Below are 19,809 nucleotides of genomic sequence, written 5' to 3'. Positions count from 1 at the left end.
CCTCGAGGGATCGCACCGCCTAGCTCTGCAATTACAGATCCGGACCCTAATAGGCGGTGGCAGCCATTCCTGCGATTCGGGTCGGGAATTGCCGGCCGACGTGGATGTTCGGCTTGCCGCGAAATCCGGCGGCCACAGGATGGGCAGGCTGCCTCCAATCGGGCATGGGGCTTGGCGAGTTGCCTGCCTCTCAATCCATTCATCTTCGGGCAATTCTGGATGAATACCTGAAGTCAGAAGGGGCCTGCGCTGAATTGCCTTTGGGCCATCCCAGAATCGGCGCGTCGTCGAACTGGAAGCGCTGCTTGTTGATCGGCTCGGTATGAGTGCGCGGTGGTTTATGAACGGAGCAGGGCAAGTTCAATCGCTCGCAATATCGTTCTGCTGCCTCGCGGGTGGGGAAACGAAGCTCGATTTGAACCAGAGGATCTTCGCCACCGCTCCACCCCGTCAACCAATCCACAAAGGGCTTCTTCCTCTGCGGGAAGCGAAGCCTCCATTGCCCTTTTCGCGCACGACCGATAAGGTTCGTGGCCGTCGGCATGGGCTCGATGATTGCCCGTGCGTCTTCCGGAAGCGCGCTCAGATAGCGGAGCCACGAGCGGTCATTGTACATTGCAATCAGCCTTGACATCTGCATGGAGCAGCGGTGACTGTCGCCGGTCAAAAACATGACTCAACTTCGCCCTTGAGTGGGCAGAGACTGTTGCGCGGGCCTTCTCAATTCGCGTGATCATCTGGCGTCTCCTTTCAAAGGCACACAATGGGCTTCTCGGTGGTGCCCGATCAGATATGCCTGAACACTGGCCCGCTAGGTAAGGTGGCATCATCCCCATCATGACCTGTCGGCAAGGTCATCTTCGGTTATCCGGTCATCACGCTCGCGCAGTAGCCAGTAGGTCATGCCAAGGGCAAGCGTGGCTCCCGCCAGCGCGGCAACCTTTGCCGGACCGGCGTCAGGATCGAGGATCACGAACTTGCGCGCGAGCGCGATCAGACCGATCAGGAGGACCGTCTTGACCTGGATGATGTTGTCCCGTCGCAGCGCAACACGCACGATGGAATGCTTGAACTCCATCGCAATCAGCAGCGTCATGATCATGCCGAACACCCTCTGGAATACCCTGTGGTCGAGCGGATTAAAGGCATCGAGGACGAGAAGAGTAAAAACGATGGTAATGAGCTGGAGCAACGAAACCACGATAATCACGGCAATCACCGCCGACAAAACAAGCGCGATTACCTGCTCGAAACGCTCGTAAAAACTCATGATGGCCCACCGATCGCGCAGGGCCTGAAATAACTTTCGGTCACCTGATTTCATGCCTTTGGCCTCCTTGCTGAACTGCCGTCATTGATAGGCAGGAGCATTTCACCGATGTTTCTATCGACCAGGTCGGCCGGCATTCCAATGAGCAATAGAACATGTTCGGCCAGCCCGGCGGCTGCGGCAGAGAATTGCCTATACACGCGCACATTGGGCAGGGCACTCAAGGCATCTGCCTGCGCCACACTGGGGCACGAAACCAGAATGGTCAGCGCGGGGTTGCGCGCGGCAACAGTCTGCGCAATGCGCATTGCCGGCGGGATGCGGGCGAAGGTCAGCACCACCAGGCACGCATGCTCCAGGCCTGCGGCCTGGAGTGTATCGGGCCGGCTGGCATCGCCATAAAACACCGGCACGCCAGCCGCGCGTGCGATTTCGACCTTCTGTTCGTCGGCCTCCAGAAGCAGATGGCTGACACCGGCCTGCGTCAGTATCCGACTGACTGCCAGGCCAAGCTCGCCCGCACCGCATAGGATGACATGGTCACGCAATGGCATGGCAAGCGCGGCGATGTTCCCTTCCTCGGCCTGCGCTGGTGGGGCAAGCCCGCGCGAACGGCTCAGGAACCGGGCCAGAATGTCATGACGGTGTATCAGTAGAGGGGCCAGTGCCATGCTCAAGACCAGGGCCACGAGCATTGGCTGGACGACGACCGCAGGGATCAGGTGTTGCTGCAATACCATTCCGAGCAGAAGCAGCGCAAACTCCCCACCATGGCCCAGCACGATACCGGTGCGCCAGGCATCGAGCGCAGACAAGCGCATCAAGCGCAGCGCGAGGGTGTTGAGCACTACCTTGATTGGGACCAGCATCAGCAGCCATGCCAGCATCGCCAGCGGTGTTGCAACAACCTGCGCGACGTCCAGTTGCAGGCCTATGGTCACGAAGAACAGGCCAGAGAGCACATCGCGAAAGGGCTTGAGATGGTTTTCCATGTGGTGCCGGAAATCGCTCTCGGCCAACACCATACCAGCGAGGAATGCCCCCAGGGCGGCAGACACGCCGATGGCATGGGCAGCGGTGGCGGCGGCCACCACCACGCACAAGGAGACCAACACGAACGATTCTTCGTAGCCGCGGCGTGCCACCCAGCCGAGCAGGCCATGCAGCAGGCGGCGCGAGGCTATGGCCAACACCGCGAACAGCACCAGCACGCCCGACACCTCGAGGAGCACGCTTTCGATCCCTGGCGAACCGCCGCGCGCCCAGATCGCCAGAAGGGCCAGTATCGGCACGGAGGCGAGATCCTGGAACACCAGCACGGCGATGGCGCTACGACCGTGGCGGGTGGTGAGTTCACCTTGATCCGCCAACTGTCGGCTGACCAGGGCCGTGGACGACATTGCTGCCGCGATGCCCAGCAGTGCGGCGCTTTCGGCAGGCACTTCGAGCCAGATCAACACCGCGGTCAACGGAACAGCCATTGTGACCATCTGCAGGACGCCGGCGGCCAGCACGGTCCTGCGAATGCGCCAGAAGTGACCAAGCGAAAACTCCAGCCCGACCAGGAACAATAACAGTGCTACCCCCAGCTCGGATAGAAAGTTCAGCGTTCCCCCGGGGGCAATCGCGCCGGTGAAAGAGGGGCCCAGCAAGGCCCCGACGACGAGATAGCCCAGCAGGGTTGGCACTCTCAGCGCAGCGGTAAAGACCGCCGCCAGACTGCAAGCGGCCAGCAGGATCAAGGTTGTGCCGAGCAGGTTCTGCATGGATCAGTTGCCGGCTTGCGGCGATGCCCAGCGAACGATGTCCTGTGCGCCCATTGCGCCGGCTTGACGCGCGACTTCACGCCCATTCCGGAACAAGACCAGGGTCGGAATGCTGCGGATACCGAATTGCGTCGCCAGACGAGGCTCAGCCTCGGTATTCACCTTCGCCAGCCTGAATCTGGGTTCGAGCAGGCGTGCCGCCTGCTGGAACTGCGGCGCCATCATCTTGCATGGCCCGCACCACGGCGCCCAGAAATCGACAAGAAGCGGTAGATCGCTCCGTTCCTGATGACGCGCAAAGGTCGTCGCGGTCAGCTCGACAGGCTCACCCGTAAACAAGGGTTTCTGGCAACGACCGCAATTGGGGTGATCCATCAGCTTGGCGGTCGGCACGCGGTTGATGGACTGACAGTGGGGGCAGGCGATGTGAAGGGCGGCGCTCATGGTGTGACCTCTTGGGATACTGGCATTGACGGTTCCGGCTGCGAAGATCCGGGGTCGCGCGACATGGATACCAGCCGCTGTGTCAGCCGGCGAATGTCGTTCTCGTCCAGCGTTTCCTGCACCAGCAGTTCGCCGGCGCAGCGATCCAGCACCGCGCGGTTGGTGTCGAGTATCCGGTAGGCGCGCTCGAACACGCCCATCACGATGTCACGGATGGCTTGATCGATGCGCGCCTGAGTCGATTCGGCCACCCTGCAGCCGCCCTGCGTCAGCTCCGGTGCATCCAGGAAACGCGGTCGCTGCGCCTCGAAGGCGATGTAACCCAGGCCCTCATCCATGCCGAAGCGGGTGATCATGTCGCGGGCGATATCGGTGGCCCGCGCAAGATCGTCCGCCGCCCCGGTGGACAGCTCGCCGAACACGAGCTTCTCCGCAGCACGCCCGCCCAACAGCACGGCGATCTTTTGTTCCAGATCGGCGCGTGTCATCAGAAAGCGGTCCTCGGTGGGGCGTTGCAGCGTGTAGCCCAGCGCACCGATGCCGCGCGGAATGATCGAGATCTTGTGCACAGGATCGGTGCCGGGCAGCGCCAGCGCCACCAGCGCATGCCCCATCTCGTGATAGGCGACGGTTTCCCGCTCTTTCGGGTTAAGAACCCGGGTCTTCTTTTCCAGACCTGCCACGATGCGTTCGATCGCCGTGGTGAAGTCCTGCAATTCCACGGCCTGTCCACGGCGCCTTGTCGCGGCCAGTGCCGCCTCGTTGACCAGATTGGCAAGGTCTGCGCCGGAGAATCCCGTCGTCAGAGCGGCCACCTGTTCGAGATCGACATCATCGGCCAGAATTACTTTCCTGGCATGAACCTTCAGGATGTCGTGTCGGCCCTTCTTGTCGGGCCGGTCGACCAGCACCTGGCGGTCGAAGCGGCCCGCGCGTAGCAGTGCCTGATCGAGGATCTCCGGCCGGTTGGTGGCGGCAAGGATGATGAGACCGACCGAACTGTCAAAGCCGTCCATCTCGGTGAGCAGCTGGTTCAAGGTCTGCTCGCGCTCGTCATGGCCGCCGATGGGGCCGCCGACGCCGCGCGCCCGGCCCAGCGCGTCGAGTTCATCAATGAATATGATTGCCGGAGCCTGAGAACGGGCCTGCTCGAACAGGTCGCGCACGCGTGCCGCACCCACGCCAACGAACATCTCGACAAACTCCGAGCCCGAAATGGAAAAGAACGCCACGCCCGCCTCGCCCGCGACAGCCTTGGCCAGCAAAGTCTTGCCGGTGCCGGGCGGCCCCACGAGCAGCACGCCTTTCGGAATGCGCGCGCCCAGACGGCCATAGTCCTGCGGGTTCTTCAGGAAGTCGACAATTTCGACCAGTTCGGCCTTGGCCTCGTCCACGCCGGCAACGTCAGAAAAGGTAACCCCGGTATTCTTTTCGACATAGACCTTGGCGCGACTCTTGCCGATGTTCATGAAGCCGCCCATGCCCTGCTTTTCGGCAAAGCGGCGGAACAGGAAAAACCAGACCCCGAAGAAGGCAACGGCGGGCAGTATCCAAGACAGGATGTCGCGCAGCCAGGTGCTTTCCACCACACGGGCATAGGGCACGCCATATTTCGAAAGGCGTTCGGCGAGCTCGGGCTCGACGCGGGTGGCCACGAGCGTGGTCTTGCCGCGGCTGTCAGGCGATTTCAGGCGCCCGGTGATCGTTCGGTCCGACACCAGCACTTCGGCGACGCGCCCCTCGGCCAGCGCCTTCTCGAATTCGCTATAGGGCACGGGTTCGACTGTCTTTGCCGCCTGCCAGTAGCTCTGCAGAACCAGCAGCAGCATGATGGCGGCGATCCAGTAACCGAGATTCCATTGATCCTGCTTTTTCATCGGGTGCAACCTCAAGCGGCCTTGGCTTCAGAGAACCGGGGTAAACAATCGCGCCACCCCATCCCGCAAGCGGATGGCAAGTGGTCTTGAGCGCAGCGTATCGGGCGAGATCATCGAGGATGTGTCACGAACTGCGTCGAACGCGGCTTCCAGGCACGTGCAGAGCGCAGCATCATACACCTCGACGTTGTACTCGAAATTGAGACGCAGGCTGCGCGCGTCCCAGTTGGCCGAACCCAGGCAACACCACTGGCCATCAACCAGCATTAGCTTGGTGTGATCGAAGGGGCCGGGCCGTTCGAAAATGCGCACGCCGTGTTCCATCACTTGCCAGTAGTGAGCTCGCGCAGCCCATTGCACTGTGGGGTGATCGCCATTCGCAGGCGTCAGAACGTCAACGCACACACCGCGCAGAGAGGCCGTGCTCAAGGCCGCGATCAATGGCTGATCGGGTAAGAAATAGGGCGTCCATATACGCACCGAGCGCCGTGCCGCATTCAGGGCAGCCATAAATGTCCAGCGCATCCGGTCCAGAGTCTCGTCCGGGCCGGCCTCGATGCCGCGCGCCCAGCTTTTTCCGGGTTTATCACCCCGCGAGAGCGGTTCGCCCCAGAAGTTGTCATCAAGCCGATTGCCCGTCGTGTCGAACCAGTCGTCGGCTAAGCAGCGCATGAGATGCGCCACCACCGGACCTCGCAGCCGGAAGTGAAGGTCATGGCAAGCCTCGCCGGGCGCGTCGGGGCGCCAGTATGGGGCGGCGACGTTCATGCCGCCGGTAAAGCCCGTCTGGCCATCGACAACCAGAATCTTGCGGTGATTGCGCAGATGTGCGGCATGCAGGCGTGCGGGGATCACTGTGGGGTTGAATGAGGCGACCGGAACGCCCGCCCGCTTCAAGGAGCGATAGGCGCTGCGGAATGACCAGCGCGCATAGACATCATCTATCAACACCCGCACCTGTACGCCCCGCGCTTGGGCTCGCAGCAGGGCCCGAATGAACTGCTCACCGATTTCCCGCCCGTCGAAGATGTACGAGGCGAGGGCAACGCTGTATCGCGCCGAATCAATTTCGGCGAGCATGGCCGGATAGGCCTGTTCACCGTCAGGCAACGGCTCGATGCGATTGCCGCCAGTCAGCGGCTGTCCGGTGGCGCGGCCCACAAGATAAGCCAGACCGGCGAGCTCAGCGGGCACCGCATCGGGTACCGCAGGCAACCAGCTTTGCCGGGTATCGTGTCCTGCACCAGGATATAGCCGCCGCGCCCGCCGCTGGTAGCGATTGATGCCGAATAACAGATAGAGCACCGAACCGCCCAGCGGCAGCAGGCCGATCAGCAGCACCCATAGTGTGGCCGATCGCGGATCACGTTTGTAGATGACCGCATGTCCCGCGGCGGGGATGGCAACCGCAAGCGACACCAGAGTGGCTGCCCATGCCAGACCGTCGGGGCCGGACACGGCAGCCAACTCATGATTCATCCCTCGTCGCTCGCCGACTTCTTCTTGCGCGTAGGCTTGCCCCCGTCGCTCGGCGGTGCCTCGGCTTTGTTCGCAGCATCAACCTTTTCGGTCACGGGTTCGCCTTCGGGTGCCTCCTTGCGCTCGAAGTTTACCCGCTCCGCCTTGTCATCCCAGTGCGCGCTGACGTGATCGCCCTTGGCAATGCCACCGCCCAGCATCTCGCGCGCGAGGGCTGTCTCCAACTGGCTGCGAATGAGCCGCTTTAGCTCGCGCGCGCCGAATTCGGGTTTGTAGCCCTCTTCCGCGAAGTGGTCGACCAGCGTCTGGTCGAAGGTCAGCGTCACTCCCTGGCTGGCGGCGTTGCGCGCCACCCGATCGAGCTGCAGGCCGACGATATGGCGGATCTCCTCCTTGCCGAGCGCATGAAAGACGATGATCTCGTCGATACGATTGAGAAATTCGGGACGGAAGTGCCCCCGCAGAACATCCATGACCTCCGCCTTAGTCTTATCGTATTCCTCGCCAGCCGCGCCGCGCGCCTTCAGCCGACGCTGGATGATTTCCGAGCCCAGATTGGAAGTGGCGATGATGATGGTATTGGTGAAATCTACAACCCGGCCCTTGCCATCGGTGAGCCGCCCGTCGTCAAATACCTGAAGCAGAATATTGTAGACGTCGGGGTGCGCCTTTTCCATCTCGTCGAGCAAGAGCACGCTGTAGGGCTTGCGCCGCACCTTTTCGGTCAGTTGGCCGCCCTCGTCGTAGCCGACATACCCCGGAGGCGCGCCCACCAGGCGAGCCACGGTATGGCGTTCGCCATACTCGGACATGTCGATGCGCAGCAGCGCGCCTTCATCGCCATAGATCGTTTCGGCCAGCGCCTTAGCGAGTTCAGTCTTGCCTACACCGGTCGGCCCTAGGAAGAGGAAGGTGGCAACCGGCTTGCTGCCTTCTCGCAGGCCCGCGCGCGACAGTCGCACCGCATCGGCCACCGCGCGTACCGCCTCGTCCTGACCGACCAGACGCTCGTGCAGTCGCTGCTCCAAGTGCAATAGCTTCTCGCGCTCCTCGACCGTCAATTCATTGACCGGGATGCCGGTCAGGCGCGATACGATCTGCGCGACATGCTCGGCCTTGACTTCGGCGCTGCCCGAGGCGCGATCGCGTTCCCAATCCTCGACGAGCTTCTTGAGTTCTGCCTCCTTGGCTTCAATGCGCTTGCCGATCTCGGCGGCCTTTTCATACTGCTTACGTGAGGCCATGTAGTCCTGCTCGCGTCGGAGCTGATGCAGTTCGGACTCCAGTTCCTGCACGGCCACCGGGCGCGCTGTGGCTGAAAGCTTCACGCGGGCCGCCGCCTGGTCAAGCAGATCGATGGCCTTATCGGGCAGGAAGCGTGCCGTGATGTAGCGATCCGACAGTTCAGCGGCGGCAATGATGGCATCTTCGCTGATACTGACCTTATGATGTGCCTCAAAGGTGTCGCGCAGACCGCGCAGGATCATGATGGTCTGGGCCACGCTCGGTTCGGGTACCATCACCGGCTGGAAGCGACGCTCCAGCGCGGCGTCCTTCTCGATGTATTTCTGGTACTCGTTGAGCGTGGTGGCACCGATCAGGTTCAGTTCACCGCGTGCCATCATCGGTTTGAAGACATTGGCGACGTCCAGCCCGCCTTCGCCGCCGCCCTGGCCCGCGCCCACAATGGTGTGTACCTCATCAATGAAGAGGATCAACTCGCCCTGGTGCTCAGAGATCTCCTTGAGCACCTTTTGAACTCGCTCTTCGAACTCGCCCCGGTACTTGGCGCCGGCCACCATGGAATTGATGTTAAGTTCCACGAGACGCTTGTCGCGCAGAGTTTCGGGAACTTCGCCGGCCACCATGCGCTGTGCCAACCCCTCGACGATGGCGGTCTTGCCTACGCCGGGCTCGCCAATCAGCACCGGATTGTTCTTCTTGCGCCGTGCCAGCACCTCGATGGTGGTCTCGATTTCCTGCGCGCGTCCGATCACGGGATCCAGCTTCCCCTCGCGGGCCATTCTCGTAAGGTCGCGCGAATACTTGTCGAGTTCAGGCGTATTGGTCGGTGCCTCTGCACGGCCTTCCTCCGCCCCCTTTCCGACCACCTTGCTCACCTGCTGGCGCAGCGCCTGGGGGGTGAGCCCATAACGGCGCAGCAGGTTGGCCGCCAAGCCTTCGCCTTCTTCAGCAAGGCCAATCAGGAAATGCTCGGGACCGACATAGGAGTGCCCCAGTTCGTTGGATGCCACAAAAGCCCGGCTGAGCGCATCCTTCACCCGAGGCGAAACGCCGACCTCGCCTTCGAACGGCTCGTCGCCGCGCTTTGCTTCGGCCTCGATCTGATGCTTGAGATCATCGACCTTTATCTTGAACTGGCCGAGGATGGTATTGACCACGTCACTGTCGGCCATCGCCAGCAGAAGATGTTCGGTATCGACCTCGGAGCGGCCGAACTCGGCGGCGCGTCGGGCGGCTTCCTGTAACAGCGCCTCCGAGTGCTCGCTGATCCGGCTGGCAAGCCCGCTACCCCGACGGCGCGGAATATTCGCACCTGCTGCTGGCTCGCCGAACGATGCATCGACCACATCATCAGCATCTGTCAGGCCCGGCGCAGACTCTTCGCCGATGCGAAAGAAATCGCTGCCCAGAAAATCTTCGAACAGGCCGCTGCGCGAGCCGAAGAGCGCTTCCAGAGGAGAGACGGTGCGTTTTTGCTGGCGCACCAGTTGGCGGTAGTGCTGATCACAGAGCAGCATGGTATTCTGGCGGCCATTGAGATTGGCCTCCACCTTGACCGTGGCGGGCTGGCCGCAGACCTGACATTGTTTTGCAGCCATCCTGGCTCTCCTGCTTTGCTTGAGGCAATGAAACGCTGCAGTCTGCGGAGCCTTTGTTTTTCCGTCTGGGTTTTCTTGCAGCGATTGAGACGATCGGTGTCAGCCGTTGATCGGGATCGAACGTCCCTGCCTGGGTGCACTGACCTCGCGCTTGCCTATCGTGATGGTGAGAACCCCGTTGCTGTATGCAGCTTTGACAGATTCCTGATCGGCATTGCCTGGCAGGTTCAGGCTGCGCTGGAAGCTGCCATAAGAGCGTTCAACACGATGGAAGTTGCCTTCCTTCTTTTCCTGCTCCTTGCGCTTCTCGCCGCGCACCGTCAAAATGTCGTTGTCGAGCGTGATCTCTATGTCCTTTTCCTCGACACCGGGCACTTCGATGGTGATCTGGTATTGCTTGTCGGTTTCCTGAATATCCAGAGCCGGCTTCAGCATGCCCGGCCAGTCCGATGTCCAGCGCGGCTTTAACGGCGCATGAAGACCGAAGCCTTGAAACACGTTATCGAACAGGCGATCGATCTCGCGATGCAGCTGCTGCATGGGACTGACTGGGCCGCCCGCTACCGGCAAATCATTGCGCGGTGCCGGCAACGAAGGGGGGGTCTGTTGCTCTTCCTGTTCTTTTCTGAACCAGTTCCATGGAGCCCACTTGTTGAGATCAATAGCCATTTCACACCTCCAGAAGAGAAATGAGCGAAAGTCACTGCCTCAGCGATATTCCCATGAACGAAGGAAACCGATGATCCGATTCGGTACGACTAGGGTGCAGGATGCCCGATCAGGACTGACTTTGCCAGCGCGTTGGCTGTTGCCGTTCAAGCTGCTGCCGAAACCATCCGGTTCCTCGGGCGGCCCTGCCGCCGGCCAGCCTATTCCATGCACGCCGCTGCGGAATTGAGAACAAACTGACGACGCGGTTCGGGTTATCCCGGAAGTATTCGGACTCAACCCTGGCAGTCAGGAACTGATCGTAGTCTGGGCAATCACCATTTCCACGGCGCCCCCATGTCTGTGCATACGGCGCAGCCGCCAGGCAAGCATGAGCATGATCCCGCCGAAGATAGCGGCATAAAAGGCGATCACCCAACCCATGGCCAGCAGCGTCGCGATCGGCAGGGTAACCAGAAGCCAGATTGCCAGTATCCCGAAGAGGATTGAGACTATGCCGCTCAGCGCCAACCAGACCTCGCCCCTGATTTCCCGGCGCAGGCGGATTGCCGCAAGCAATTCGAAGATGCCGGAAACCATGGCCCACAGGACGATCATCCACCACAGGAACAGCGACAGGGCGATCGTTGCCACCATCGGCCAGACGATGACCACGGCGCCGGCGAGGACGCCGGTGACGCCGCTGAAGGCGAGCCAGCCCCACCGCTCTCCCTTGCGGATGCGTCGCCAGGCAGCCACCAGCCCGATCACGCCATCGACGAAGGCGAAGGCACCGAACACGACGGTCAGGGCAAACAGCGCCGAGCCGGGCATCAGCGCGGCGAGAGTCGCGAAGATCAGGGCCAGCATACCGCGAAGGGCAAACAACCACCAGTTGGTGGTCAAAGAACAGAATACCGTTGCGGACTGGCTACTCCTGCTGGTCATGCCTACCCCCTTTCCCTTGCAGATCTGTCTTGGTCCGGCAGATTGGTGACACTTCCGGAAAAAAAGGCAACCTCCTTTCAAGGGTCGATCGCCGGGCTGGCCCGCCGGGAGTGGGACTGCTAGAGGCTCGTGCACTCATTCCCGCTCGAAGCCCGAACCACGATGCAACCTTTGCCACCCCTTCATCCTGCACCAGATCGGTTCGCGCGGCGGGTGTTCGTCCTCGGCCTTGCGGCGGCGGTGCTGATGGTGCTCTGGCAGGCCTTGCCCGGCCTGCAGGCATGGCTTGCTCCGCAGACTTCTGCTCCGCGCACCGTCACCCCGCGCGGGGACCTGGCGGCTGACGAAAGGGCGACGATCGAACTGTTCGAGAAATCGCGCGATTCGGTGGTGTTCATTTCGACAGCCCAGCTGGTGGAGGATGTGTGGACGCGCAATGTGTTTTCGGTTCCCCGCGGCACTGGATCGGGATTCATCTGGGACGACACCGGGCACGTCGTCACCAACTACCATGTCATCGCCGGCGCTTCGCAAGCGACCGTGAAGCTCGCCGACGGGCGCGATTACCGGGCAGTGCTGGTCGGTTCATCGCCTTCGCACGACATTGCCGTGCTGCGTATCGGGGTGGCCTTTCGCCGTCCCCCGCCGGTACCGATCGGCACCAGCGGTGATCTCAAGATCGGGCAGAAGGTCTTTGCCATCGGCAATCCCTTCGGGCTTGACTGGACCTTGACGACCGGGATCATTTCCGCGCTTGACCGGTCATTGCCCGCCGAGGACGGAAACAGCACGATCGATCACCTGATCCAGACCGACGCGGCAATCAATCCCGGCAATTCGGGCGGGCCGCTGCTCGATTCCGCTGGCAGGCTGATCGGCATCAACACCGCGATCTACAGCCCTTCCGGTGCCTCCGCGGGGATCGGCTTTGCCGTTCCGGTCGACACCGTGATGCAGGTGGTTCCCGAGTTGATCCGCACCGGCCGTTACGTGCGCCCTGTCGTGGGCATCGGTGCGGATGAGCAAGTCAACCAACAGCTTGCCGCGCGAACCGGAATGGCCGGGGTTTACGTCCTGGAGGTGGAGCCAGGATCGAGTGCTGCGCAAGCGGGCCTCAAGTCCTGGCGCATCGGCCCGGAAGGGCTGGTTCCCGGCGACGTGATCATCGAGGTCGAGGGGCGCAAGGTGGAAAGCCTTTCCGATCTGCTGGCCCGGATTGATGATTTCCGCGTCGGAGACACGGTCACGCTTCGCCTTCGCCGGGGGGATGAGACGCGACAGGTGCGTGTAACCCTGCAGCCGGGTAGCTGAGCCTTGCCTGCGGCTTTTGGCCGCTTCCCGTTCATCTGCCGGCAATTTTGCATGAATAGGTTGGGTTCAGGCACAACCAGTCAGGGAGATGGTTCGATGAACACGGTCTTCGGCTCGAAGGCAGTTCTTGCCGCGGCGGGTCTGCTCCTTGCCGGGCTGGCCTCTCCGGCCATGGCCGGGCAGGAGCAGGCTGCGACCTCCGGTCCGGGGCAGGCTTCCGCTTCTGCTGGCCGGCTGGTGATCAAGACAAGGAGCTCGCCGCCGGTGGCAGACCCGCAAGCGATCGGGATCAACGAACCCGGCATCAACGCGGTCGCGCCGCCTTCCGGACCGGCGGCGGCAGGGCAGGATCAGGCCGGCACGGAAAGCCTGCGCGGGATCGAGAAGAAGGACATCCGCCGCGGTATGGTGATCGCCAGGCCCGGGCGCATGAGCTCCAGCGCCCGAGAGCAGGGCTCGGCTCCCGGTGCCGCCACGCCGGCACCCGAGGCGCAGCAAGGCAAGGGCATCATCAGGAAGTCCAACAACCCGTTCTAGGCGAACCCCACTCTGGGCGGTCCGCCATTCAGCGGAGGCGCGGGCCGCTGTCGGGACCTGCAGGGGCTCAGCCGAACATGGCCGCAACCTGCTCTATCCACGGCAGTTCCGCCGCCTGCGCCAGATCCTTGATCGACACGGAGGGCGGCACGCGCCCTATCAGCAGCTTGTCCAGCACGGCGGGTGCCAGATAGGCCAGCCGCAACATTCGCCCGACATAGCGGTCAGAGATGCCCTCGGCATCGGCAATGTCCTGGATGGTCGCAGATTCCCCGCTCTCCAGCTTCCGCCGCCAGCTCCACGCCTTGGCAATCGCCTTCAGCACGTGAGGGTCGACCCCGCCGCCGGTGTCGGGCGCCATGTCGGCGGGAGGCACGATCTTCGGCCGCCCGTTGCGCTTGCGGATGGTGAGCGGGATGAACACCCGCATGGTGGTGGGCGCGCTCACCGCAGCAACGGCTGCGTGATGATGCAGGGGTCGGCTCGTTCCGGCCCCTGTCATCCACCGAAAGGGATGATCCATGATCCTCAAAGCCCTTGATACCCTGCACATCAGCTCAGTCAGTTCCAGCAACCTGCTTGCAGGCCAGACCTTCGAGCTGGATGACCACTTTGGTCGGCAGCTGATCGAACGCGGCCTAGCAGTTGAAGTTGTATCCGACGACCGGCCGCAACAGCAGCGAGGAAAGCGAAGCCGAGCGCGCCCTTCAGGCCGCCCGGGAGTTTGCCGCCAACCTCGCCCTCGAAACTGCGAAAATCGGCAAGACCCCGATCGAGATCAAGCGGATGGAAGTCGCCATGGCGGCGCTGAAGGCCCCGACCGATGAAGCGCGCATTGCGATCCTCGAAGCCGGTGAAGCCTGGGAACAGGCCACCCGCGCCTTCGCGACCTCGGAGTTCCTGCGTCAGACGGTGGCCCCGCTCGAACTTCAGGTCTCGCTGCTGGGCCAGTCCGCCCGCGCGCAGGCGCTGGCCAACCTCGAAGCCGAACGCGAGCAGATCGTGCTCGAGCGCGGGGTCGAGGCCTGGGAACGCTATCGCGCCGCACGCACCCAGCTGATCGAGCATGATTTCGGCCTGAAGCAACAGGAGCAGTATCTCGATACGCTTCAGGAAATGGCCAACCAGACCCAGACCGCGGCGCAGGGCATGGCCGAAGCCTTCGGCAGTGTCGGCGGTGCGATCGGGGCGGTCGCGGCCGAGTTTGCGCGCTATGCCGCCGACCAGGAGGCCGGCAGCTATGCCGAGGCGCTGGCGAAGTTCAACAATGCCTCCATGCTGGCGCGCGGTGGTGACCAGGACGCCGCCAAGGCGCTGCCGGGTCTGAGCCAGGCGCTGCTGTCACAGGCTGCCGAAACCGCCCGGTCGGCAGAGGAACTGGCGCGGCTACAGGGCCTGACGGCGGCCAGCCTTGAACAGACGCTGGCGATCATCGCCCAGGCCGCCGGTAGCGGCTCGATCCCCGATACGGCTGCGATCGGCAATCCGGATCCGAGCTGGTGGGACCAGTTCGCCGCCAACCAGATCGGCACGGCGACCATTCCGGCCAACGACGGCCAGACGGCGCTGCTAGATGAAGTACGGGCACTGCGGCAGGAAGTGGCGGACCTGCGCGGTGAACAGCGCATTGCCTCGGACACGATCGCCTCGGGCACCAGCAAGACCGCGCGGATCCTCGAACGTGTGACTCCGGATGGCGATGCCCTGTCGGTGAGGACTGCGGCATGAAACTGATCCGCCCGATCGAGATCAGCGACGCCATGCTGTCGAGCAGCACGGTTGCCGAGAACGATCATCCCGCCTGGAATGCGGGCTCCGCCTATGTGACCGGCAACCGGGTGATCCTCGCTTCGACCCACCGGCGCTACGAGGCGCTGGCGGCCTCGACCGGGGTCAACCCGGCCAGCGACCCGACCAAGTGGCTCGACCTCGGCCCGACCAACCGCTGGGCCATGTTCGATGCGCGGGTCGGCACGGCAACCACAAGAACCGCTTCGCTCCAGGCCGTGCTGGCACCGGGTGCCATTGATGCCGTGGCGCTGATCGACACCGATGCGGAAAGCGCCACCGTCACGCTGACAGTGGATGGGGTGCAGCCACGGCGCGCACGAATCTTGGTCTCGCCATCGGCACCGACGTGCAGGCCTACAACGTGACGCTTACCTCCTGGGCCGGCAAAGCCGTGCCGGCGGGCGTGGTGGTCGGCACCACCGATACGCAGACGCTCACCAACAAGACGCTGACCAGCCCGACAATCAATGGCGGCACGTTCAATGCCGCCTCGACTGTCAGCGACAGCGGCACGATCGCCACCACCAGCGTCGGTTTCCGGGGCATTCCGCAGAATGCGAAGACCGCGGCCTACACGCTGGCGCTGACCGACAATGGCAAGCACATCAGCATCACCACTGGCGGCATCGTCATTCCGGCCAATGCTTCGGTCTCTTTCCCGATCGGCGCGACCGTCGTCATCTACAACGACAGCGCCACCGCCCAGACCATTGCGATCACCACCGATACGCTGCGCCAGGCCGGCACCGCCAACACCGGGACCCGCAATCTCGAGGGCTATGGGCTGGCGACCCTGGTCAAGGTCGCCACCACGACCTGGGTGATCAGCGGCGCGGGTGTCAGCTGATGGCCGGCGTTCTTTGCGCCCTGCTGGGGGCCGGCAGTGACGGCCAGCGGTTTGATCTGCCGGTCAGCTATTACGCATGGGGCGACAAGTACAGCGCGGGCGAGCAGTACGGTGCCGACGGCGGCTACTTCAGTTATCTTTCCGGCGGAAACTTCACGCCTGTCGCCTGGCAGGGGCGCACCATCCGCGCTCTGGTTCACAGCTACGACTTCTACGCCAGCACATCGACCACGCTGATCGGCATCGACGGCTACAATGCGACGCCCGCTCCGCAGCGGCTGCGCATCAATGGCACGAATTTCACCCTGGGTGCCGGCTCGGTTGCCTGGCTCACCAACGTGACCGGGATCACTTTCAGCCCGTCACCGACCAACAACATCAACTGGACCTCGCACGGTCTGGCCGTAGGGGATCCGGTCCAGTTCTATTGCACCGGCGGCATGCCCACCGGGATCACGGCGTTCACCATCTACTTCGTGCAGTCGGTGGTGAGCGCGAGCGCGTTCAAGATCGCAGCCACTCCGGGCGGGGCGGCGATCAGCTTCACCGGCTCCGGGTCCGGCACCCGCTACGGCTACAAGAACCCTATCACGTCCTACCAGGCTTTCAGTGCGCTGAGCGGCAACCCGTTCGCCAGCGTGCTTCACCACCTCGAAGTGGTACTGCACACCGGGCGTCCGACGGAACTTCTGCACCACGCAGCACAGCGTGAAATCGTCATGGAAACGCCGGGTGAACTCACCCATCGGAAGATAGCCACCGCCGTTCTCGACATTGTGGCAGCCGGGCGTCCAGCGCTGGGTGATCGGCCCCTTGGGACCCTCGAAGACGTAGTCGGCCCATCCGTTGATCGCGACCGACACGTGCTCGCACAGGGTCCATTCCACCCCGGCATCGACCATCTCGGCAATGGTGAGGTTGAGCCTGGGCGCCACGAATTCCAGCATCGGCCAGAGCCGCCAGGAATTGGCTGACCGGCGGAAGGTGAATCCGTTCCTGAACACCCCGTAGTTGATGTCGAGGTCGTCGTTGATCGGGATGACCTCGTCGGTGACCGTAGGCCGGCGATCTGCCTGCATCGCTGTTTTCCTCCTAGCTGACCGTGACCGAGACGACCTCTCGCAGCGTATGGGAACCGGACTGGCCACCGGACGTGCCGATCGCGGCGCCCCCTTGCGTGGCGGAGAGGTGGAAGGTGTCGGTCGCGGCGTTGATGACGAAGTAGGTCGTGTTGGCGAAGATCCCGGCCGGCAGCGCCCCGCTGGTCGTGAACTGGACCCGCTTGCCGTTGGTGAGCCCGTGCCCGGCAGCGGTCACGGTCGCCGGGCTGGCGATGGTGATGGTCGCCGTGCGGGGACCGGGCCGGCCGAGCTCGATCGCGAGGCCCTGTTTGCCCATTACGCCACAGGTGTGCGGCAGCGACAGACGGACTTCGATCTGCCGGCCGGGCATGCCCTCGATGCGGCCCTGGGCGATATCACCATCATCGGGAGGCTGCGCTGATGGCCCCCAACCCCGACCGCGATCCGGCGGTGGAGATTGCCCTGATCCGGGCCGACCTCGAGGCCATGCAGGAGGACCTGAAGGCGGTCCGCAAGGAACTGAAGGACCTGCTTGAGGCCTGGAATACGGCGACCGGCATGGTCCGGTTCGTGAAGTGGCTGTCGACCTTCGCGACGGCGCTCGCCGTCCTCTACGCCACCGTCAAAGGCCTGTCCGGCCGCTAACCTCCCGGGAGATATCCATGAAACCGTTGCCACCGGCCTATGGCTGGATCGATGACCTGCGTCCGCTGCCCCGGATGCTCGAAGAGGCCCGAAAGCTCTACGGCACCTTCGAGGTGGCCGGGCCCGCCGACAATCCCGTGATCGTCGGGTGGGCGAAGGAGACTGGCCTCACCAAGGTTTACAATGATGACGCCATACCTTGGTGCGGGCTGTTCATCGCCGTCGTCGCCAAGCGCGCGGGCAAGACGGTTGTCGAAGGCCCGCTCTGGGCGCGGAACTGGGCGAAGTTCGGGAAACCCGCTGACCGGGCCCAACTGGGCGACATCCTCGTGTTCCGCCGCGCGCAGGGATCCGGCCATGTCGGGCTCTATGTTGGCGAGGACTACGGTGCCTTCCACGTGCTGGGCGGCAACCAGTCCGACGGTGTGACCATCACCCGGATCGCCCGGGACCGCTGCATCGCCATCCGCCGGCCAGCCTACCGCAAGGCGCCTGCGACCGCGAAGCCAGTCCAGCTCGCCGCCAACGGCGTGCTGTCCACCAACGAGGCCTGACTGGCCGTCACCATTACCAACCTGTTCGCCCGCGAGCTTCGCGGGCTTTTTTGTGGAGAAACGACATGGAAGATCTGAAACCCTGGTGGGCGTCCAAGGCCATCTGGACCGGTGTAATCGGCAGCCTGTGGGGCGTGGCCGCGGCGCTTGGTATCCTGCCCGAAGGTCTGACTCAGGCGGATGTTCTGACCGTAGTGCTGGCGCTCACCGGTATCGGCAGCGTTGTGTTCCGGAAGACGGCCAAGGCGCGGATTGGTTGATTTCAAACTCACCCTACAACGGAGCCGATTTCGGATTTTCTTGACATCGGACCCGAAAAGAGGCATCTAACGGCTGTCTCACCTGCCATGTGTAGGAGGAGCATTCGAGGCCGCCCGGGCTAGCTTGGGCGGCTTCAGCTGTTTTAGGGACTACCGCGGGTTGGTCCGACGAAAGGCATCGCGCTCCTTGCGAAGCTGCTGAATTCGCCTACTCTTGTCCGTGCAGTAGGCGGTTCGCAGGAGCCAGTAATCCTGACGCTGTGCCAGAACCACCAGATATTCCTCACGATACCAGAGAAGCGTGTTGACCTCAGTGCCGCGCGTATTTTGCCATTCGTCGATCTCGGCATGGTCCGGCGCATTCTCAATCATCCAGCGCACCCAGCGGATACGTTCGCAACGCCGCAAGTCAGGTGTGCGGTCGTCCTCTACGCGTCCTTCCTGCACCAGGTGCCAGAAAGCGGCCCATCGTCCCGCAGTTTCCGGTAAGCGACGGCAATTGACCCGAGCACCCCGAAACATGAGGCCGCCGCGGGCAATCTCATTGACGAAAATGTCGTAGAGTGCGTTCTCATAGCGTGCCCAATCGCCGCCAAAAGCGGTAAAAGGGATCAAATCGGGTGGCGTCATTGAGCGGCCTCCCGCGGACGCCAGTGCAGGATATTGAACTTGGTGGCAGCGAAGGCGGAGGTGCGGGTCAGAGCATCCGGCCCAAGAGCCTCCTGAAGCCGGGCAATGATCGCGCTTTTCGCCGGACTACTCGCAAGGCCACGGTTAGCATAGGTGAGCGCCCCGATCAGCAGGTCGGCCAGCTGCAGAAGTTCGCTTTCATGGCTGCGCACCTGCTGCACGCGTTCAATGGACTCCCGGCTAAAGTCGTAGAGGCTGTTGGCCAGCACATCGTGCAGCTTGCGGGTCTTTGGCCCACCGCGCGTATCCTTCACGTCGAGATAAATGCGATAGCGGTGTGGTGCGCAGAAAATCGGCCGCAGCATCGTAAAATACATCTTGTAGTACCAGTCATCATGGGACTGGTCGAAGCGCGCGTGATCCAACAGCCCCTTGTCAGGGACCACCAGGCCACGAAATCGGAGTCGATCATCGGCAAGGAAAAGGCCGATGAGCGCCAGATAGAAGTCTTTCTTGGCGGGTGAGACCTTTGTCCATTTCGTCTCGAAGGATGATGCAAGACCATGTGCGGTCTTCAGTGCCCGTATGCCTTCGGTCACGGATCGGACGGCATCCGCCCTGCAATAGACGGCACCCCAGGCCATGACCGGCACGCCATCGTTTTCAAGGTGACAGCTTTCGTCACAGTAGACGTTGAAGGTGCGCGCTTCGGTCATTGCTTTGCTGCCATGCCAGAGGAGCCCGGCTCGCCATCGAGCAGGAAAATGGTGATGTAATGGGGGCGCATGAAAAATCGCTTTGCGTTTGTGGCCACTTTGGCCAAAAGTAGCAGATCGATAGCGGGCGTCAAACCATGCAAACAATCTCTGCCAAAGAG

22 protein-coding genes are annotated in these 19,809 nt (G+C 62.7%); 9 read left to right on the top strand and 13 right to left on the bottom strand.

The genetic code is table 11. The features are described from left to right. Positions 1-199: 199 nt before the first annotated feature. From HUW43_RS04210 to HUW43_RS04170, 9 genes are all read right to left on the bottom strand, one after another. Positions 200-673, bottom strand: coding sequence for an NADH dehydrogenase ubiquinone Fe-S protein 4 (locus HUW43_RS04210; RefSeq protein WP_188236231.1), 474 nt, complete (start codon positions 671-673; stop codon positions 200-202). A gap of 162 nt (positions 674-835) precedes the next feature. Then, entirely contained in the window at positions 836-1,324 is a 489-nt protein-coding gene (locus HUW43_RS04205; protein ID WP_188236230.1) for a phosphate-starvation-inducible PsiE family protein, read from the bottom strand. After that, positions 1,321-3,036 (bottom strand): cation:proton antiporter, encoded by a 1,716-nt coding sequence (locus HUW43_RS04200; protein WP_188236229.1) that lies wholly within the window; start codon positions 3,034-3,036, stop codon positions 1,321-1,323. The genes HUW43_RS04205 and HUW43_RS04200 overlap by 4 nt, the downstream gene beginning before the upstream one ends. Before the next feature lie 3 nt (positions 3,037-3,039). Next, on the bottom strand, positions 3,040-3,480 hold the full coding sequence (trxC, locus tag HUW43_RS04195) for a thioredoxin TrxC (RefSeq protein ID WP_188236228.1): 441 nt from the start codon (positions 3,478-3,480) through the stop codon (positions 3,040-3,042). Beyond that, positions 3,477-5,357, bottom strand: coding sequence for an ATP-dependent zinc metalloprotease FtsH (ftsH, locus tag HUW43_RS04190; protein ID WP_223181276.1), 1,881 nt, complete (start codon positions 5,355-5,357; stop codon positions 3,477-3,479). The genes trxC and ftsH overlap by 4 nt, the downstream gene beginning before the upstream one ends. Positions 5,358-5,384: 27 nt before the next feature. Beyond that, on the bottom strand, positions 5,385-6,815 hold the full coding sequence (locus tag HUW43_RS04185; protein ID WP_188236234.1) for a phospholipase D-like domain-containing protein: 1,431 nt from the start codon (positions 6,813-6,815) through the stop codon (positions 5,385-5,387). A 17-nt stretch (positions 6,816-6,832) separates the two neighbouring features. Next, a complete protein-coding gene (gene clpK, locus HUW43_RS04180; RefSeq protein ID WP_188236227.1) occupies positions 6,833-9,679 on the bottom strand; it encodes a heat shock survival AAA family ATPase ClpK in 2,847 nt (948 codons plus the stop codon). Between the two features lie 99 nt (positions 9,680-9,778). After that, on the bottom strand, positions 9,779-10,348 hold the full coding sequence (locus HUW43_RS04175; protein WP_188236226.1) for an Hsp20/alpha crystallin family protein: 570 nt from the start codon (positions 10,346-10,348) through the stop codon (positions 9,779-9,781). A gap of 288 nt (positions 10,349-10,636) precedes the next feature. Further along, on the bottom strand, positions 10,637-11,275 hold the full coding sequence (locus HUW43_RS04170; RefSeq protein WP_188236225.1) for an HdeD family acid-resistance protein: 639 nt from the start codon (positions 11,273-11,275) through the stop codon (positions 10,637-10,639). A gap of 162 nt (positions 11,276-11,437) precedes the next feature. Here HUW43_RS04170 and HUW43_RS04165 point away from each other — a divergent pair, with 162 nt between their 5' ends. Both HUW43_RS04165 and HUW43_RS04160 read left to right on the top strand, forming a co-directional pair. Continuing rightward, positions 11,438-12,586 (top strand): S1C family serine protease, encoded by a 1,149-nt coding sequence (locus HUW43_RS04165; protein WP_317450817.1) that lies wholly within the window; start codon positions 11,438-11,440, stop codon positions 12,584-12,586. Between the two features lie 96 nt (positions 12,587-12,682). Further along, positions 12,683-13,123 (top strand): hypothetical protein, encoded by a 441-nt coding sequence (locus HUW43_RS04160; protein WP_188236224.1) that lies wholly within the window; start codon positions 12,683-12,685, stop codon positions 13,121-13,123. Between the two features lie 67 nt (positions 13,124-13,190). On the opposite strand, the gene HUW43_RS04155 is transcribed toward HUW43_RS04160, so the two are convergent. Beyond that, positions 13,191-13,646 carry a hypothetical protein gene (locus tag HUW43_RS04155; RefSeq protein ID WP_223181274.1) on the bottom strand — a complete coding sequence of 152 codons (456 nt, stop codon included), beginning with the start codon at positions 13,644-13,646 and terminating at the stop codon, positions 13,191-13,193. 122 nt (positions 13,647-13,768) lie between these two features. Between HUW43_RS04155 and HUW43_RS04150 the strand changes: the two genes are divergently transcribed. From HUW43_RS04150 to HUW43_RS04135, 4 genes are read left to right on the top strand one after another with little or no spacing between them, the layout of a single operon-like run. Further along, on the top strand, positions 13,769-14,851 hold the full coding sequence (locus HUW43_RS04150; RefSeq protein WP_188236223.1) for a hypothetical protein: 1,083 nt from the start codon (positions 13,769-13,771) through the stop codon (positions 14,849-14,851). Continuing rightward, entirely contained in the window at positions 14,848-15,279 is a 432-nt protein-coding gene (locus HUW43_RS04145; RefSeq protein ID WP_188236222.1) for a hypothetical protein, read from the top strand. The genes HUW43_RS04150 and HUW43_RS04145 overlap by 4 nt, the downstream gene beginning before the upstream one ends. Beyond that, positions 15,261-15,761 carry a hypothetical protein gene (locus HUW43_RS04140; RefSeq protein ID WP_188236221.1) on the top strand — a complete coding sequence of 167 codons (501 nt, stop codon included), beginning with the start codon at positions 15,261-15,263 and terminating at the stop codon, positions 15,759-15,761. Before HUW43_RS04145 ends, HUW43_RS04140 begins: the two co-directional genes overlap by 19 nt. Continuing rightward, a complete protein-coding gene (locus tag HUW43_RS04135; protein ID WP_188236220.1) occupies positions 15,761-16,735 on the top strand; it encodes a hypothetical protein in 975 nt (324 codons plus the stop codon). Before HUW43_RS04140 ends, HUW43_RS04135 begins: the two co-directional genes overlap by 1 nt. Before the next feature lie 118 nt (positions 16,736-16,853). Here the strand turns inward: HUW43_RS04135 and HUW43_RS04130 are convergent, their stop codons facing one another. Then, positions 16,854-17,213: a hypothetical protein gene (locus HUW43_RS04130; RefSeq protein WP_188236219.1), complete on the bottom strand. Its 360-nt coding sequence runs from the start codon at positions 17,211-17,213 to the stop codon at positions 16,854-16,856. 50 nt (positions 17,214-17,263) lie between these two features. Between HUW43_RS04130 and HUW43_RS04125 the strand changes: the two genes are divergently transcribed. The 3 genes from HUW43_RS04125 (at position 17,264) to HUW43_RS04115 (ending at position 18,302) form a co-directional block, all read left to right on the top strand. Continuing rightward, entirely contained in the window at positions 17,264-17,488 is a 225-nt protein-coding gene (locus HUW43_RS04125) for a DUF5320 domain-containing protein (protein ID WP_129926016.1), read from the top strand. Between the two features lie 17 nt (positions 17,489-17,505). Further along, positions 17,506-18,042, top strand: coding sequence for a TIGR02594 family protein (locus HUW43_RS04120; RefSeq protein WP_188236218.1), 537 nt, complete (start codon positions 17,506-17,508; stop codon positions 18,040-18,042). Between the two features lie 65 nt (positions 18,043-18,107). Beyond that, the gene (locus HUW43_RS04115; RefSeq protein ID WP_054434159.1) at positions 18,108-18,302 is read left to right on the top strand and encodes a hypothetical protein; all 195 of its coding nucleotides are present in this window, start codon (positions 18,108-18,110) and stop codon (positions 18,300-18,302) included. A 150-nt stretch (positions 18,303-18,452) separates the two neighbouring features. On the opposite strand, the gene HUW43_RS04110 is transcribed toward HUW43_RS04115, so the two are convergent. Both HUW43_RS04110 and HUW43_RS04105 read right to left on the bottom strand, forming a co-directional pair. Continuing rightward, a complete protein-coding gene (locus HUW43_RS04110; RefSeq protein WP_188236217.1) occupies positions 18,453-18,932 on the bottom strand; it encodes a hypothetical protein in 480 nt (159 codons plus the stop codon). Next, positions 18,929-19,648, bottom strand: coding sequence for a DUF3800 domain-containing protein (locus HUW43_RS04105; RefSeq protein WP_188236216.1), 720 nt, complete (start codon positions 19,646-19,648; stop codon positions 18,929-18,931). The genes HUW43_RS04110 and HUW43_RS04105 overlap by 4 nt, the downstream gene beginning before the upstream one ends. Positions 19,649-19,809 lie beyond the last annotated feature (161 nt).

This window comes from Sphingopyxis sp. LK2115 (genome assembly GCF_014595975.1).
Taxonomy (GTDB): Bacteria; Pseudomonadota; Alphaproteobacteria; order Sphingomonadales; family Sphingomonadaceae; genus Sphingopyxis.
This window is presented reverse-complemented; position numbering and strand designations above follow the sequence as displayed.

Bases quoted from the DNA above. Each gene is read 5' to 3' on its own strand.
- HUW43_RS04210 (WP_188236231.1), bottom strand. From the start codon at position 673: ATGTTTTTGACCGGCGACAGTCACCGCTGCTCCATGCAGATGTCAAGG.
- ftsH (WP_223181276.1), bottom strand. From the start codon at position 5,357: ATGAAAAAGCAGGATCAATGGAATCTCGGTTACTGGATCGCCGCCATC.
- HUW43_RS04125 (WP_129926016.1), top strand. From the start codon at position 17,264: ATGGCCCCCAACCCCGACCGCGATCCGGCGGTGGAGATTGCCCTGATC.
- HUW43_RS04145 (WP_188236222.1), top strand. From the start codon at position 14,848: ATGAAACTGATCCGCCCGATCGAGATCAGCGACGCCATGCTGTCGAGC.
- HUW43_RS04120 (WP_188236218.1), top strand. From the start codon at position 17,506: ATGAAACCGTTGCCACCGGCCTATGGCTGGATCGATGACCTGCGTCCG.
- HUW43_RS04105 (WP_188236216.1), bottom strand. From the start codon at position 19,648: ATGACCGAAGCGCGCACCTTCAACGTCTACTGTGACGAAAGCTGTCAC.
- HUW43_RS04130 (WP_188236219.1), bottom strand. From the start codon at position 17,213: ATGCCCGGCCGGCAGATCGAAGTCCGTCTGTCGCTGCCGCACACCTGT.
- HUW43_RS04170 (WP_188236225.1), bottom strand. From the start codon at position 11,275: ATGACCAGCAGGAGTAGCCAGTCCGCAACGGTATTCTGTTCTTTGACC.
- HUW43_RS04115 (WP_054434159.1), top strand. From the start codon at position 18,108: ATGGAAGATCTGAAACCCTGGTGGGCGTCCAAGGCCATCTGGACCGGT.
- HUW43_RS04110 (WP_188236217.1), bottom strand. From the start codon at position 18,932: ATGACGCCACCCGATTTGATCCCTTTTACCGCTTTTGGCGGCGATTGG.
- HUW43_RS04160 (WP_188236224.1), top strand. From the start codon at position 12,683: ATGAACACGGTCTTCGGCTCGAAGGCAGTTCTTGCCGCGGCGGGTCTG.
- HUW43_RS04200 (WP_188236229.1), bottom strand. From the start codon at position 3,036: ATGCAGAACCTGCTCGGCACAACCTTGATCCTGCTGGCCGCTTGCAGT.
- HUW43_RS04135 (WP_188236220.1), top strand. From the start codon at position 15,761: ATGGCCGGCGTTCTTTGCGCCCTGCTGGGGGCCGGCAGTGACGGCCAG.
- clpK (WP_188236227.1), bottom strand. From the start codon at position 9,679: ATGGCTGCAAAACAATGTCAGGTCTGCGGCCAGCCCGCCACGGTCAAG.
- HUW43_RS04155 (WP_223181274.1), bottom strand. From the start codon at position 13,646: ATGGATCATCCCTTTCGGTGGATGACAGGGGCCGGAACGAGCCGACCC.
- HUW43_RS04175 (WP_188236226.1), bottom strand. From the start codon at position 10,348: ATGGCTATTGATCTCAACAAGTGGGCTCCATGGAACTGGTTCAGAAAA.
- trxC (WP_188236228.1), bottom strand. From the start codon at position 3,480: ATGAGCGCCGCCCTTCACATCGCCTGCCCCCACTGTCAGTCCATCAAC.
- HUW43_RS04205 (WP_188236230.1), bottom strand. From the start codon at position 1,324: ATGAAATCAGGTGACCGAAAGTTATTTCAGGCCCTGCGCGATCGGTGG.
- HUW43_RS04165 (WP_317450817.1), top strand. From the start codon at position 11,438: ATGCAACCTTTGCCACCCCTTCATCCTGCACCAGATCGGTTCGCGCGG.